At 37.2% G+C, this 15,078-nt stretch carries 15 protein-coding genes; 13 read left to right on the top strand and 2 right to left on the bottom strand.

What is annotated here, in order from left to right:
• The first annotated feature begins 1 nt into the window (after position 1).
• From F0365_RS07870 to F0365_RS07830, 9 genes are all read left to right on the top strand, one after another.
• Entirely contained in the window at positions 2–1,306 is a 1,305-nt protein-coding gene (locus F0365_RS07870; protein WP_169933190.1) for a sigma 54-interacting transcriptional regulator, read from the top strand.
• The gene (gene lptE / locus F0365_RS07865; protein WP_169933189.1) at positions 1,296–1,808 is read left to right on the top strand and encodes an LPS assembly lipoprotein LptE; all 513 of its coding nucleotides are present in this window, start codon (positions 1,296–1,298) and stop codon (positions 1,806–1,808) included. The genes F0365_RS07870 and lptE overlap by 11 nt, the downstream gene beginning before the upstream one ends.
• A complete protein-coding gene (locus tag F0365_RS07860) occupies positions 1,802–2,671 on the top strand; it encodes a hypothetical protein (protein WP_169933188.1) in 870 nt (289 codons plus the stop codon). The genes lptE and F0365_RS07860 overlap by 7 nt, the downstream gene beginning before the upstream one ends.
• A complete protein-coding gene (gene secG, locus F0365_RS07855; RefSeq protein WP_169933187.1) occupies positions 2,668–3,012 on the top strand; it encodes a preprotein translocase subunit SecG in 345 nt (114 codons plus the stop codon). The genes F0365_RS07860 and secG overlap by 4 nt, the downstream gene beginning before the upstream one ends.
• A gap of 139 nt (positions 3,013–3,151) precedes the next feature.
• Positions 3,152–3,427, top strand: a complete 276-nt coding sequence (gene groES / locus F0365_RS07850) for a co-chaperone GroES (protein ID WP_169933186.1) — start codon at positions 3,152–3,154, stop codon at positions 3,425–3,427.
• Between the two features lie 159 nt (positions 3,428–3,586).
• Positions 3,587–5,215, top strand: a complete 1,629-nt coding sequence (gene groL, locus F0365_RS07845; RefSeq protein WP_169933185.1) for a chaperonin GroEL — start codon at positions 3,587–3,589, stop codon at positions 5,213–5,215.
• 140 nt (positions 5,216–5,355) lie between these two features.
• Complete coding sequence (locus F0365_RS07840; RefSeq protein ID WP_169933184.1) at positions 5,356–5,871, top strand: hypothetical protein; 516 nt, start codon at positions 5,356–5,358, stop codon at positions 5,869–5,871.
• Between the two features lie 198 nt (positions 5,872–6,069).
• A complete protein-coding gene (locus F0365_RS07835) occupies positions 6,070–7,434 on the top strand; it encodes a M28 family peptidase (protein ID WP_169933183.1) in 1,365 nt (454 codons plus the stop codon).
• Positions 7,435–7,685: 251 nt separating this feature from the next.
• Complete coding sequence (locus tag F0365_RS07830) at positions 7,686–10,154, top strand: zinc-dependent metalloprotease (protein WP_240961952.1); 2,469 nt, start codon at positions 7,686–7,688, stop codon at positions 10,152–10,154.
• A 124-nt stretch (positions 10,155–10,278) separates the two neighbouring features.
• On the opposite strand, the gene F0365_RS07825 is transcribed toward F0365_RS07830, so the two are convergent.
• Together F0365_RS07825 and xrtF are read right to left on the bottom strand one after the other, a co-directional pair.
• Entirely contained in the window at positions 10,279–10,716 is a 438-nt protein-coding gene (locus F0365_RS07825) for an exosortase F system-associated membrane protein (RefSeq protein WP_169933182.1), read from the bottom strand.
• Positions 10,709–11,251: an exosortase family protein XrtF gene (gene xrtF, locus F0365_RS07820; RefSeq protein ID WP_169933181.1), complete on the bottom strand. Its 543-nt coding sequence runs from the start codon at positions 11,249–11,251 to the stop codon at positions 10,709–10,711. The genes F0365_RS07825 and xrtF overlap by 8 nt, the downstream gene beginning before the upstream one ends.
• A 73-nt stretch (positions 11,252–11,324) precedes the next feature.
• On the opposite strand from xrtF, the gene F0365_RS07815 reads away from it, so the two are divergent.
• From F0365_RS07815 to F0365_RS07800, 4 genes are all read left to right on the top strand, one after another.
• Positions 11,325–11,780 carry a GAF domain-containing protein gene (locus F0365_RS07815; protein WP_169933180.1) on the top strand — a complete coding sequence of 152 codons (456 nt, stop codon included), beginning with the start codon at positions 11,325–11,327 and terminating at the stop codon, positions 11,778–11,780.
• A 73-nt stretch (positions 11,781–11,853) separates the two neighbouring features.
• Positions 11,854–12,045, top strand: coding sequence for a hypothetical protein (locus F0365_RS07810; RefSeq protein WP_169933179.1), 192 nt, complete (start codon positions 11,854–11,856; stop codon positions 12,043–12,045).
• Positions 12,045–13,418 carry a class I SAM-dependent methyltransferase gene (locus F0365_RS07805; protein WP_169933178.1) on the top strand — a complete coding sequence of 458 codons (1,374 nt, stop codon included), beginning with the start codon at positions 12,045–12,047 and terminating at the stop codon, positions 13,416–13,418. The genes F0365_RS07810 and F0365_RS07805 overlap by 1 nt, the downstream gene beginning before the upstream one ends.
• Positions 13,408–14,883: a hypothetical protein gene (locus tag F0365_RS07800; protein ID WP_169933177.1), complete on the top strand. Its 1,476-nt coding sequence runs from the start codon at positions 13,408–13,410 to the stop codon at positions 14,881–14,883. Before F0365_RS07805 ends, F0365_RS07800 begins: the two co-directional genes overlap by 11 nt.
• Positions 14,884–15,078: the final 195 nt, after the last annotated feature.

Here is a 15,078-nt window from a genome sequence, read left to right as displayed (position 1 = left end):
TATGGAAAGTGTACAATCGGTTAAACAGCGTTTTGAGCTTATAGGTAACGACCCTAGTTTTAATAGAGCTATTGAAAAAGCCTTGCAGGTTGCCCCTACTGATATTTCGGTATTGGTTACAGGAGAAAGTGGTGTTGGTAAGGAAAGTATTCCTAAAATTATTCACTCGCAATCCTTTAGAAAACATGCTAAATATATCGCAGTCAACTGTGGTGCAATTCCCGAAGGAACCATAGATTCTGAATTGTTTGGCCATGAGAAAGGAGCTTTTACAGGGGCTACCTCTACTCGATCTGGTTATTTTGAAGTGGCTGACGGAGGAACTATTTTCCTAGATGAAGTTGGGGAACTACCCCTGCCTACTCAGGTGCGTTTGTTACGTGTATTGGAAAACGGAGAATTCCTCAAGGTAGGATCTTCTGGTACACAAAAAACAGATGTACGTATCGTTGCGGCCACCAATGTAAAATTGTTTGAAGCCATAGAGAAGGGGAAATTTAGAGAAGACCTTTATTATCGATTGAGCACGGTAGAAATAGACCTGCCCCCATTACGAGAACGCAAAGGAGATATTCATTTGCTTTTTCGAAAGTTTGCCAGTGACTTTGCTATGAAGTATAAGATGCCAACACTGCGTCTGGATGACAACGCCATTTCTATGCTTACTAATTACCGATGGAGCGGTAACATAAGGCAACTGCGCAACATTGCAGAGCAAATTAGTGTTTTAGAAAAGGAAAGGAACATCACGGCAGCTATGCTACAAAACTATTTACCTGATGCGGGGAAAAACTTACCTGCAGTAATAGGTGAAAAGAAAAGAAGCGACAGCGAGTTTGCCAATGAGCGGGAGATCTTATATAAGGTGTTGTTTGATATGAAAAATGACCTCAACGACCTTAAAAAGCTGACCAATGAACTTATGGAGAGCGGTAGTTCCAAAGACGTAAGAGAAGAAAATCCAGGATTGATCAAACGTATTTATGGCAATCAGGAAAGCAAAGAGCAGGATTATGAAGATGTGATCGATAATGCTTATGACTTCAATCAAGAAGAAGCAGTTTCCCCATCAAACACCCCTAGTGCAGAAACCAATCATTATGTAGAACCCACAACAGCGGTAGGCGATCGTTACGATTTTGCGCAAGAAATAGTGGAAGAGGAATCACTTTCTCTAGCCGACAAGGAAATAGAATTGATAAAAAAGTCGTTAGAAAGACATAAAGGAAAAAGAAAAGCCGCTGCAGATGATCTTGGAATCTCAGAACGTACACTTTACCGTAAAATAAAACAATATGATCTTTAAGAACTTGCGCTTTTTTATAATAGGACTTGCTTTTTTAAGCCTGACCTCCTGTAGCTTTTACAGCTTAAGTGGTGTCACACTGCCCGCAGATGTAAAAACTTTTCAAGTAGATTATTTTGGCTATCAAGCAGTTTTAGTAGAACCTGGAATTGAAAGAGATTTTAAAATTGCTCTAGAAGAATTAATACTGGATCAATCGCGATTAAGTCTCGTTACTAAAAATGGTGACTACCTTTATCAAGGAGAAATTACGAGGTTTTATATTGCTCCAATGACTGCAACAGCAAACAGCACAGCATCACAAAATAGACTGACCATTGAAATCAACCTAAGATTTACAAATAATAAAGTAGAAGAAGAAAGTTTTGAAAAAAAATACAGTTTTTTCTATGACTACAGCGCTAACACTCAATTACAAGGCAGCGCACTAGACACAGCGCTAGAAGTGATTTATGAACAGATCACTCAAGATATCTTTAACGATACACTGGCAAAATGGTAAATGTAGCTTCCATAAATAAAGTGCTGGCACAACCTGAAACCATTCATGTAGATCATCTTACTGCATTAGCAGATGTCGTAAAAGAATATCCCTATTTCCAAGCGGTGCGAAGTATGTATCTCAAAGGATTGAAAAATGAAAGCAGCCCTCTTTATAACAAAGAACTCCAACGAACAGCTGCACATACAACAGATAGATCTGTTTTATTTGATTTTATTACCTCTGAGTCATTTATTCAAAATGAAGTAAGTGATCACATCAAATTACTTCAACAGGAAGAAACAACATCAGACTCTGATGCTATTTCAGGTAGCGCCCTTGTTGAGGAAGATCTCAACGCCAGTAAAAACTTTACTCAAGTTACCGATGCAGATCTTTTTGAAAAGAAAAAAGAAACTTCCATTGAAGAAGAGCCATTAGAATTTGACAAAAATGAAACCTATAGCTTCTCCCAATGGTTGCAATTGACCAGTTTGAAACCTATAGACCGAAAAGAAGTACCTCAACAAAAAAATCCAGCAGTCGTGGACGAAGAAGTCGAGGAAACTCCAAAGGCCAAAGAAGTAATTCAGGAGGTAGATGACCGCGCAAGAAAGATGGCTCGTATCGATCAATTCCTTGCTGAGAAGCCTAAAATAAAACCTCGCAAATCCTCCAGTAATACGGTTAATATTAGCAATCACTATGAAGATCCTAGTCCGTTTATGACAGAAACTTTAGCAAAGGTTTATCTCGCTCAAAAAAACTATTCCAAAGCTCTGAAAGCTTATAAGGTTTTAGTATTGCAACATCCAGAAAAAAGTGGTTTCTTTGCAGACCAAATTCAAGAAATTAAGAATTTACAAAGTAACCCTACACAATGACAACATTTTATATCTTTTTAGCACTCATCGTATTGGTATCATTTTTACTAATCGTGGTGATCATGGTACAAAACCCTAAAGGTGGTGGATTATCATCAAGCTTTGGCGGCGGTGGAACACAACAACTAGGTGGAGTAAAGAAAACTGGTGATTTTTTGGATAAAAGTACTTGGGTTCTTTCTACAGCTCTTTTAGTGCTTATCCTTCTCGCAAGTACAACACTTATTCAAGGGAAAGAGCAAAGTGCTATTGATGTTACAGAACCAACATCAGTTGAGACTCCGGTAAATACGCCAAGTCCAGCAAACACAACAACAGAAGAAACTTCTACTGACAAGTAGTACATTATAAATTGTAACTGACAAAATATCCAGCTCTTAAGGCTGGATATTTTTGTTTGCAGCAGTTTTGTCAGTGAATAACAATTGGCACATTTATGGAACTTGTTTAATAATACTAATCATAAAAACATTTTTTAAAATGGCATTACATATTCAACCTTTATCAGATCGAGTAGTTATTGAACAAACTGCCGCTGAACAAAAAACAGCTTCAGGTCTTTACATTCCTGACACAGCAAAAGAAAAGCCACAACAAGGGAAAGTTGTAGCGGTAGGAAAAGGCAATAAAGATCACGATATGACTGTAAAAGTGGGGGACACTGTTCTTTACGGAAAATACAGCGGTACGGAATTAAAATTAGACGGTAGCGATTATTTGATCATGCGTGAAGAAGATATTCTAGCAATTATATAATTTAATTATTTCATAGTTGGTGTGGTTATTCTTTCGCACCGCAACTATTGCGGTACCAGCTTTTTTTTAAAGCAAAAAGAGAAAGCATAATCACAACATAAAAGATACTAATCATTGAGAGATTAGATAGCAATTGAAATCTCTTTAAAATAAAACAAAATGGCAAAAGACATAAAATTTGATATAGCAGCAAGAGACGGAATCAAACGTGGCGTTGATGCACTTGCAAATGCAGTAAAAGTAACATTAGGACCTAAAGGTCGTAACGTAATCATCGGTAAATCATTTGGTGCTCCTGTAGTAACTAAAGATGGTGTAAGTGTTGCTAAAGAAATTGAGCTTTCAGATGAATTAGAAAACATGGGTGCTCAAATGGTAAAAGAAGTGGCTTCAAGAACAAATGATCTTGCAGGTGATGGAACTACTACGGCAACGGTGCTTGCTCAAGCAATCGTAAAAGAAGGCTTGAAAAACGTAGCTGCTGGTGCCAACCCAATGGACTTAAAGCGCGGTATCGACAAAGCTGTTGAAGCCATCGTTAAGGATCTTGAAAAGCAAGCAAAAAAAGTAGGTGACTCTAGCGAGATGATCAAGCAAGTTGCTTCTATCTCTTCCAACAACGACGAAGTAGTAGGCGATCTTATCGCTAAGGCTTTTGCAAAAGTAGGTAAAGAAGGTGTCATCACTGTAGAAGAAGCAAAAGGGACAGAAACATATGTGGACGTTGTAGAAGGAATGCAGTTCGACCGTGGATATTTATCTCCATACTTCGTTACTAATTCTGAGAAGATGACCACTGAGCTAGAGAATCCTTATATCTTGTTATTTGACAAGAAAATCTCTACTATGAAAGAATTGATGCCCGTTCTAGAGCCAGTTGCTCAAACAGGAAAACCACTTCTTATCATTGCTGAAGATGTAGATGGAGAGGCTCTTGCCACTCTAGTCGTAAATAAATTAAGAGGATCTTTAAAAATAGCCGCTGTTAAGGCTCCAGGTTTTGGAGACCGTAGAAAAGCAATGTTGGAAGACATCGCTATTTTAACTGGTGGTACCGTAATTAGTGAAGAAAGAGGATTTACTCTCGAGAACACTACATTGGAAATGTTAGGAACTTGTGAGAAAGTTGATATCAATAAAGACAACACGACTCTTGTAAATGGAAGCGGTAAAGCTGCTGACATTAAATCTCGTGTAGGACAGATCAAATCTCAAATAGAGAACACGACTTCTGATTACGACAAAGAAAAGCTTCAAGAACGTCTTGCAAAACTTGCTGGTGGTGTAGCTGTACTTTATGTAGGTGCTGCAAGTGAAGTAGAAATGAAAGAAAAGAAAGACCGCGTAGATGACGCTCTTAATGCAACTCGTGCAGCTGTAGAAGAAGGAATCGTCGCTGGTGGTGGTGTTGCTCTTGTACGTGCAAAATCAGTTCTTTCTAAAGTAAAAGCGATCAATGCCGACGAAGAGACTGGAATTGCAATAGTGGCTCGTGCGGTAGAATCTCCATTGAGAACTATAGTAGAAAATGCAGGTGGTGAAGGAAGTGTAGTCGTTTCTAAAGTACTTGAATCAAAAGGGAATTATGGTTATGATGCTAAAAATGATAAGTATGTAGATATGCTTAAAGAAGGTATTATAGATCCTAAAAAAGTAACACGTATCGCGTTAGAAAACGCAGCCTCTGTAGCTGGAATGATTCTTACTACAGAGTGTGCTCTTATAGAAATTAAAGAAGATAACGCTGGAGGCGGTGGCATGCCAGGTGGTATGGGTGGAATGATGTAAATCATCTCTTAAAACCAATTATTAAATCAAGCCATCTCTTAGGAGATGGCTTTTTTGTTTGCTACTAGGAGTTGCTTAAAAACCCACTGTTGATCAAAATATAAATCTGTTCAACCCGTTAACTATCAAAAGCCAACTCTATGAAATACCTCAGCATTCTCTTTCTATTTACTTTATTAATAAGCTGTAAAGAAGAATCCTCAAAGACTCTAGCAGGCGATACCGCTTCTGAAGAAGGTATCACTATTGATACTGAAACACCTATGGAAAAAGACGAGGCTACTGCTAGCGCTATCTATATGTATCTTACAGACATCAAATCCTTCTCTAGCACCGAAGATGGAAACCCAATAGAGGAATTTCAAGCGCTAGCAGAAAAGTCGGCAGCGCAAAAAATAGATATTACCAAAGAGAATTTTGTTGATGCTTTAAAAACAGCTGCCCATTTTAAACATATTTATATCACCGTAGAAAATCATACCGTCATTAAAATAGAGGACCTCACTAATTGTCAATCTTCTAAATCTTGGGCAACTTGTGTTCCTTATGCTTACGGTTACATTAAAAAGGGCGAAATGCTTTATGAAGAAGATTATGCCAACAACATTATAGGTCTACCTGATGATCAACAACGTACTCTGTATTTATTCCACTAGATTTTATATTCCTTAATCATAGAAAGCCTCCTCCTATAGAGGTGGCTTTTTAGCTACTGCTTTCTATTTTGAAATGAAAACAAAAGTTACATCCAGACTCCTTATAGTTCGAGAGAATTGATTCAACCAACCTATTTCACTAGATCGCATCTTTCTCAATTATTAATTATCTATTTTCGTGATCTATCAAAAATAAGGATGAAAAGAATTGTAAGTATAATGATTTTGTTGGGCTCTAGCATTTTTACCAGTGGCCAAAATATTCAAGACCTTATTGATCAAGTGAGTATCAGCGAACTTTCTTCTGGGCTGCATATTTTTTCTGGTGAGACGAGCACTACTGTAAATAATACTACTGTTAGCATTCTCAATCGGGTAAGCAACACAGGTAATGATCTCGCGGCTGATTATCTGGTGGAAGAACTTCAAAACCTAAATAATCTAATGATAACAAATAATGTCTATAGTTCATTAGGCAGAAATGTGATCGCCACACAAACTGGTACTGTAAATCCTAACGACATCTATTTGATCTGTGGTCATTATGATGCCGTAGCAAACTATTGTGCTGATGATAATGCGAGTGGAACAGTTGCTATACTAGAAATTGCAAGAATTCTTTCAGAGCAATGCGTCGATAACACGATTGTTTATGCCTTTTGGGATGAAGAAGAATTAGGTTTACTAGGAGCGAGAAACTATGCAAATGCAGCTGCAGCTAGAGGTGACAATATCAAAGCCGTTCTCAACCTGGACATGATGGGCTATGATGGTGATGGCGATAATGAATTTGATATAGACGTTAGAAATATAGCCAACTCCATAACGATGAAAGATGAGCTGGTTGCTCTTCTCAACACTTACAACTCTAGTATCAACCTCAACGTAAACATAGTTGATCCAGGAACACCTTTTAGTGACCACAAACCATTTTGGGATCAAAATTATACCGCAGTCCTCTTAGGAGAAGCCTGGTCTAAAAACGATCAAAATAGCGCTTACCATACCGCTGCTGATCGGGTCAACCTTATAGACCTATCCTATTATCACGATATGGTAAAAATGTGCATGGCTTATATGGCTACCAAAGCTGGTATTTCCAGTAATGATACTGCTATCACTCAAGCAGGAAATCTGTTACAAGTAAATCAGACTGCTGCTGTATATCAATGGGTTGATTGTAACAATAGAGGGGTCATTACTGGAGAGAACGGTCGCACATTAACTATAAATGCTTTAGGTGACTATGCTGTAGAGGTAACTGTAAATGGATGTACAGAACGCAGCGATTGCTTTACAGTAACCTCGTTGAATAGTGCAGATGTAGTTGCTTCTAACATTAGTGTCTATCCTAATCCTACAACCGACTTCTTAACTATTGAAAGAAAATCGGACCTTCTCGCCTCTTTTTCCGTTTATGATATACGTGGTAAAAAGCTGAAAACGATGAATTCCCGGGATCGTTTAACTAAAATAGAAGTGAGCGCTCTATCCAGCGGATTCTATTTTATAGAGGTTAGAACATCACATTCTAAAGAAATTAAGAGGTTTGTTAAAAAGTAACCTGAACATTTCAACGGGATTTCAAATAGCACTTGCCTTTTAACAAATTTAGTTACTTACAGTTACCTATGTAATGTAGCGCTATATCGCTTTTGCACCATGCCTGCCGGCAGGCACGAAAGAGAAATTTCAATAAACTTAAATCCGCTTTTTGTGATGAATCGAGAAAACTTCTCTCGCGTTAACGCCTTGTTAAGAAATATTGAATTTTATCATAATATATTTATAACATTAATAAAAACTATAAATCAATGCGAACAATTAAAATGTTGATGGTACTGCTTCTTGCGGCAACTGTAACAACTAGCTGCTCTATTTTCCAAGGGAAAAAGAAAGCGCCAGCAAACAAAACAGCTTCAGCTAAGAAGCCTAAAAAGGATGATATCCAGCCTTATGCTAAGGTCATCACTAAAGAGGCTAAGAGTGATGAAGGTCTATTCACCGTACACCAAGTAGAAGATAAATGGTTCTACGAGATTCCAGACAGTCTCTTTAACAGAGAGATGTTGATGGTAACTCGTATCGCAAAGACCGCTGCAGGCTTAGGCTTCGGTGGTGGAAAGCAAAATACTCAAACCTTAAGATGGCAAAAGAATAACAAAGATGTTCTTTTAAGAGTAGTTTCTCACGAAGTAGTGGCAGCAGATTCTTTACCAGTAAGTATTGCGGTAGAAAACTCCAATTTTGAGCCTATTCTTTATTCTTTTCCTGTAAAGGCAATTAAAAAAGACAGCGTTACTAATAATACAGTTATCGATGTTACCGACTTCTTTACTAAAGACGTAAAAGCGATAGGATTCCCACAAAGAGCTAGAACAAGATTTAAGATAAGTAGATTAGACGATTCTAGATCTTACATAGATACACTACGTTCTTACCCTCAAAATATTGAATCTAGACATGTAAAAACTTATTTTTCAAGCAGCCCACCTTCTAATGGAAGTGTTCAATCTATCTCTTTAGAAATGAGTAACTCTATGATTCTTTTGCCTAAAGAGCCTATGAAGAGACGTTACTTTGATCAACGCGTAGGATGGTTTGCTAGAGGACAACAAGATTATGGCCTTAATGATCAAAAAACAAAGACGGTTACTTACTTAGACCGTTGGAGACTTGAAGTAAAAGACGAAGACCTAGCAAAATTTAAAGCTGGCGAACTCGTAGTACCTAAAAAACAAATTGTTTACTACATCGATCCTGCTACACCTGTACAGTGGAGAAAATATATCAAACTAGGTATTGAAGACTGGCAAGTTGCCTTTGAAGCTGCTGGTTTTAAAGAAGCTATAATAGCAAAAGATGCTCCTACAAAAGAAGAGAATCCAGAATGGAGTCCAGAAGATGTGCGTTACTCTACCGTAAGGTATTTAGCCTCTCCTATTCCTAATGCAAATGGACCTCACGTAAGTGACCCAAGATCTGGAGAAATACTTGAAAGTGATATCAACTGGTATCATAATGTAATGACTTTATTACACAACTGGTTCTTTATTCAAACGGCAGCTATAAATCCTGATGCTCGTATGAATAATTTTGATGAAGAAGTAATGGGACGTTTGATACGTTTTGTTAGCTCTCATGAAGTAGGACACACATTAGGACTGCCTCATAATATGGGAAGCTCTATCGCTTATCCAGTAGAAAAATTGAGAGACCCTGCTTTTACTAAAGAATTTGGTACTGCTCCTTCTATCATGGATTATGCGCGTTTTAATTATGTAGCACAACCAGAAGATGGTGATGTAGCTTTAATGCCAGAAGTAGGTCCTTATGACAAATATTCTATTGCCTGGGGTTACAAACCTATTTTAGATAAAACAGCTAAGGAAGAGAAAGAAACTCTAGACGCTTGGATTCTTGAAAAAGCTGGAGATCCAGTTTATAGATTTGGCCGTCAACAATTTGGTGTGATCGATCATACTTCTCAAACAGAAGATTTAGGAGATGATTCTATGCTTGCCAGTGAATATGGTATTAAAAACCTAAAGCGTATCGTTCCTAATTTAGGAAAATGGACAGGTGAAGAAGGAGAAAATTTTGACGAACTGGAAAATATGTACGGTCAACTAGTAGGACAGTTTAATCGTTATATGGGTCATGTTTCTGGAAACATAGGGGGAATTAAAGAAACGTACAAAGCCTACGGTCAAGAAGGTGCTGTTTATGAGCATGCTCCTAAAGACAAGCAGGAACGAGCAATGGCTTTCTTAAACACTCAATTATTTGACACACCAGAATGGTTGATCGATCAAAGCATTTTCAACAGGATTGAACCTGCTGGCGGCATCGAAAGAATACGCAGCATTCAAGTACGTACATTGAACAATGTTCTTGACTTTGGACGTATGGCTCGTCTTATGGAAAATGAAGAAGTAAACGGTAACAGTGCTTACGGATTACTAGACATGATGACCGAATTGAGAAAAGGACTTTTCAAAGAACTTCCAAGAGGTCAGACCATAGATCGTTACCGTCGTAATCTACAGAGAGCTTATGTAGAAAGATTAGCGTTTATAATGACTAATGATTCTCCAAGTGGCCGTTTTGGCGGCACAAGTATTGATGTAGAGCAAAGTGACATCAGACCTATTGTACGTGCCGAACTGGTTACTTTGAAAAGAGATGCCGCTCGTGCAACTAATCGTACTAGTGATAGACTATCAAAAATTCACTTAAGAGATCTAGAGGAAAGAATCGATATGATTCTGGACCCTAAATAAGATTAGTATAATTTTATTCTTAAAAACTGGTTACTCCTTAGTAACCAGTTTTTTTATGCCTGAATTATAAAGAAGAATTAAAAAAGAATAGTAAGATATATCCCGAGAGATAATGGAAATCTCTTTAGGGGGCACTCTTAGTTTTAGAGATAAAATAGAAACCTGGCACTAAAATAAAGAGTAAAATAGGATGTATTAAAAATCTTCTAATGTAGAACAAGGTCATTTTTACCCATTCATCATCTAGAGCAACTAAAATAAAAAAAGCAGCTAATAGAATTATAAAACTAAACAAATGAACCCATAAGGTAGCTTTGACAAACTCTTTGCTTCTGTACAGCAACCAGATCGTAAATACAGTAAATAACAGGTTGATTAAGTAACGGGACACTGTTGAGATAAGATAAAGTCCCTTGTGTAATTCCGGTAACGATTGTAATTGAAAATTGGATTTAAAATAATCTATAAAAGGATCGTAAAACAAGTCGTTTTCTAACAAACGAACTGATGCTAAACCTAGCAGCGATAACGCGATAAGAACTACAGATATGGTTTTATTCAACTTCCTTAGGCTTTACATTTCTAATCCAATAAATCCATAGTAAAACTACCGCTCCGTAAATAACACTAGGGAATATGATTTCATGAGAGAAATCAGCATAAACGGAATAGTCGTAGTAAACGATTCCCAAAACTACCAGCCTGATTAAGTTGACTATATAGATAAATACAATTCCAATTACTAAAAAAGCTAGTGTCTTCTTCCAGCCTCTAGCAAAAGCAACTACAAAAGAAGTAAATAAAATCATCACACTTACCGCATTACAACCTTCAATGACACGATATATTTTGAATTCATCAATAAACATCATTACCGAAGGATGTACCGGAGAATTTAAGGTTTGAGCATTATAGCCCACTAGCTTTAAGAGTTCTTGTGTTTGATAACTTATTTGGGCGGTTATGGGATCTGGATAGAGTTGTTGATCCCATTCTATACTTATAAAAAGATAGTAACCAACAGAAAAAAGGATGTATAACATGGCAAAAATGGATACAAACTTAAAAACTGGATAATACGGCTTTAACGCTTTCAATAGTAATTATTTAAGGCAAAGTTAGTTATTAAAACAAAACCATGAACTAGCTTTGTCTTCTTATTATTTCCCTATGAAAACAGACGCATTAAAACCTCAGGTTATTAGCATTATCAATCAGCCAGGTGTAGTGATTAAAGATAAAATGCAAGCTATTTGCGATTTACTTCAATCGGCTGTAGCTACTTATGACTGGGTAGGTTTTTACATGGCTCATGAAACAGAACCCACTCTACATTTATGGAATCAAGCAGGAGAACCTACAGACCATACGGTCATTCCATTTGGCAAAGGGATTTGTGGTCAAGTAGCGGTGTCTAATGCAAATTTTGTGGTAGATGACGTTCATGCACAAGATAATTACATCGCTTGCAGCATTTACGTGAAAAGTGAGGTCGTTATTCCTATGTTCAAGAATGCTAAAAACATTGGACAGATCGATATAGATAGCAATACTGTAAATGCTTTTAACGCAGAAGACGAGCGTTTTCTAGAGTGGATCAACGAGCTTGTAGCGGCAGAGCTGTAACATACTTCTACTCTCCTACTGCAAAATGTCCATTTTATTCTATTATAGCATATTAATTAATTAAATTGCCCTTATGAATTACTTGCTTTATTTAGATCCTGGACTAGGAATGATGATCGCTCAAGCGGCAATAGCGGCAATAGCTGGATTTGTTTTATTCTACAAAAAAGTCATCACCACTGTAAAAGCTTGGATAGGTTTAAAAAAACAACAAAAAGACAGTAGTTTTGACAGCAACTATGAACAAGATTCTGAAAGCAAATAATGCTTAGGCATCCATCTTCATACCGAGATCCCTCTGGTTTTGTATACAGAGAAAAAGGCGCCTTTTACCGACAGATCAATCCGGTGTATTTTGAAGAGTACCACACTGCAAAAAACGCTGGAATTTATCAAAAGCTTTTTGATAAAAAATGGCTTATACCACATAAAGAAATCAGTGTTGATGAAGAAAAGATTATTATCCTTCCAGAGCAATTGGACTTTATCAGTTATCCTTATGAATGGAGTTTTAGCCAGTACAAACACGCAGCACAACTTACTCTTAGAATTCAAATTTTCCTTCTAGAAAATAACTTTTCCTTAAAAGATGCCAGTGCTTTTAATATTGCCTTTCATAAAGGCAAAGCAGTATTTATAGACACCTTGAGTATCGAGCAGTATAAAGAAAATGCGCCATGGAGAGCGTTAAAGCAATTTAATGAACACTTTTTTGGACCTTTACTTCTCGCTCAAAAATACGGTGGACAGTATTTAAAAACCCTTCAGCATTCTATTAACGGGATGGCTTTAATTGAGGTAAAACGACAGTTGCCTTTTACTTCTAGATTCCACCCTACTATTTACAGTCATATTCATTTGCTTTCAAAATCTGACACTAAGGAAAGTTCTGAAAAAACAGAAAGCAAAGAAGCGCGTCTTTCTAAGTCTTCTCAGATAAAAATGTTGCTAGCCTTAGAACAGCATATCAACACCATGACTTCCAAAGAAAATACAGAGTGGTCTAGTTACTACGATCAGATCAATTATCAAGAAGAGTCCTTTCAAGCAAAAAAGAAACTCGTTAAAGAATGGTGTGCTGCTATAGAAGCTCGTAAAATAATCGACCTAGGCGGAAATGACGGCACATTTGCAAAGGAATTATTAGACCAAGCAGATCAGATCATGGTGAGTGATATAGACCAGCCCGCGATAGATCAATGCTACTTGAACCAATTAAAATCTAAAGAAAATAAGCTTCTACCTATCGTTTGCGATTTGATGCAGCCTTCACCGGCTATAGGGTTCCATCATAAGGAACGGGATTCTTTTACCTCACGAGTAATTGACTTTCAAGCAGACGTGACTATGGCTCTTGCTTTGATCCACCACATCACCTTGACGGGAAATGTTCCCTTTGAAATGAGTGCTGCTTATTTTGCAAAATTGACTCCGTATTTGATCATAGAGTTTCCAGATCGAGAAGATAGCTGGGTCAAATTTATCCTAGATAGCAAGCGAGATGCTCGTCATTTATTTGATGATTATACCATTTCCGCTTTCGCGAAAGCGTACCAAAAAAAATTTAAATTGCTCAAATCAGAAAAAATCGAAGGAACAGAGCGCACCCTATTTCTTTTTGAACGATATGAAGGATAGAATAGCAAAATACCTGTCTAGTGAAGACCACTTTTGGTGGACAGCGACCCTACTTCCAGGTGGTTACGCCATCATTTATCTATACCTTAAAAACTATACGCTAGTCAATTCATGGCAACAACTCAGTAGTTTTATAGCCTGTTTTGTGTTGTTACCGAGCTTGTTGTTTCTATTACTTGATGTTCTATTTAAGAGAAAACTACCTAAAAGAAGGGCACAATTGTACTGGTCCTTTCTGCTGATCAATTTCTCTATTGTCTTCTCACTTTCTATATATTTAGGATGGAGATGGAAAGGATTGTTATTATTTGCTCTATTAGCAATAGCGACTTCCTTTTTTATTGCAAAACACTATAAGAAAATTGTTTTGCTACTCGGCATCATGAGTCTGCTTGCCCTATGCCAATTACTATTTTTTATAAGCACGTCTGTAATTTCTAGTAAAGAATGGATACAACCTATGGCATTTGAATCTAGTGTCTTTCAAAAGAAGCCCAATGTTTATTTGCTACAGCCTGATGGATATGTAGGTGAACAAGCGGCAAATAACAATGTCTATCAATTAGATAACCAAAGCTTTTACGATACTATGAAAGCACAAGGTTTCCAGTTTAATTCTGATTTTAGAAGCAATTATCCTACCACCCTTGCCTCTAACAGTACCTTGTTTACTGCACAGCATCATTACTTGCATTATGGAGCAATGAATAATGAACTGATGAATGCTAGAGACATTATTCTTGGAGATAATCCTGTACTAAACACCTTTGTAAATAACGGGTATGAGACCCATTTAATTTTAGAACATTCGTATCTCATGCTCAATTATCCTGAGGTTTCTTATGATACCAATAATGTGGATCGCAGTGAACTGTCCTCTTTATTGCCCAACTATTTTTTAGGAAAGGACTATAAAAAAGATTTTGAGAGCCAAGTTTTAAAAGCCAATAAAAGTCCTCAATTTTACTTTGTAGAGATTCTTCATCCACGTCATATCTCTTTTAGTAAAGATCGAGAAGACGCGATCGCATTTGAAAAAAACAAATACCGAGAAGAGATCAAGTCCATTTCGTCACAACTTATTGATATGGTTCAATTCATCGAAGTAAATGATCCAGAAGCTATTATTTTGATTGTTGCAGACCATGGAGGCTTTGTAGGTTATACGCATACTGGAGCTGCATACGCGCAACCAGAAAAAAATAGAGCCCTTAAGGAAAGTGTTTTTAATGCATTATACACGGTAAAAGCGTCTCCAGATTTTGATCCGTTTCAGAAAACGGTTAAAAGTACCATAGGAGTTTTTCCGACCTTGTTTGCCTATTTATCGGGCGCACCGCCACCTCGCAGCAGCTCATTTGATAACAGCAGTTATTTACTCATCAAATCTACTGGAAATACCGAACTATACCAGTATTACGACAGTTATGGAAATTCTGTGATAGAGAAGGTAGAGCAACCTTGATTTTAGATCATAAAAAAAGGCTTTTATTGCTGAAGAACTTTTGATTTAGGGCGAGACAATTAAACAAGTTTAGTTTTTATTTAATGATATAAGCACCTTAAAGTTGGTTAAAAATTAGCTTTCGCGAAAGCGGAACCTTAAACAATTTTACAAACTAACTACATTAAGGGATGAAAGAGTATGCGGCACCCTGTT

Origin of the sequence: Nonlabens sp. Ci31 (assembly GCF_012974865.1) — a bacterium.
Classification (GTDB): Bacteria; Bacteroidota; Bacteroidia; order Flavobacteriales; family Flavobacteriaceae; genus Nonlabens.
The sequence above is the reverse complement of the archived record's forward strand: the minus strand, read 5'-3'. Positions and strand labels throughout refer to the sequence as shown.

Excerpts from the sequence above, each read along its gene's own strand:
- F0365_RS07870 (WP_169933190.1), top strand. The coding sequence starts at position 2 with ATGGAAAGTGTACAATCGGTTAAACAGCGTTTTGAGCTTATAGGTAAC.
- lptE (WP_169933189.1), top strand. The coding sequence starts at position 1,296 with ATGATCTTTAAGAACTTGCGCTTTTTTATAATAGGACTTGCTTTTTTA.
- F0365_RS07860 (WP_169933188.1), top strand. The coding sequence starts at position 1,802 with ATGGTAAATGTAGCTTCCATAAATAAAGTGCTGGCACAACCTGAAACC.
- secG (WP_169933187.1), top strand. The coding sequence starts at position 2,668 with ATGACAACATTTTATATCTTTTTAGCACTCATCGTATTGGTATCATTT.
- groES (WP_169933186.1), top strand. The coding sequence starts at position 3,152 with ATGGCATTACATATTCAACCTTTATCAGATCGAGTAGTTATTGAACAA.
- groL (WP_169933185.1), top strand. The coding sequence starts at position 3,587 with ATGGCAAAAGACATAAAATTTGATATAGCAGCAAGAGACGGAATCAAA.
- F0365_RS07840 (WP_169933184.1), top strand. The coding sequence starts at position 5,356 with ATGAAATACCTCAGCATTCTCTTTCTATTTACTTTATTAATAAGCTGT.
- F0365_RS07835 (WP_169933183.1), top strand. The coding sequence starts at position 6,070 with ATGAAAAGAATTGTAAGTATAATGATTTTGTTGGGCTCTAGCATTTTT.
- F0365_RS07830 (WP_240961952.1), top strand. The coding sequence starts at position 7,686 with ATGCGAACAATTAAAATGTTGATGGTACTGCTTCTTGCGGCAACTGTA.
- F0365_RS07815 (WP_169933180.1), top strand. The coding sequence starts at position 11,325 with ATGAAAACAGACGCATTAAAACCTCAGGTTATTAGCATTATCAATCAG.
- F0365_RS07810 (WP_169933179.1), top strand. The coding sequence starts at position 11,854 with ATGAATTACTTGCTTTATTTAGATCCTGGACTAGGAATGATGATCGCT.
- F0365_RS07805 (WP_169933178.1), top strand. The coding sequence starts at position 12,045 with ATGCTTAGGCATCCATCTTCATACCGAGATCCCTCTGGTTTTGTATAC.
- F0365_RS07800 (WP_169933177.1), top strand. The coding sequence starts at position 13,408 with ATGAAGGATAGAATAGCAAAATACCTGTCTAGTGAAGACCACTTTTGG.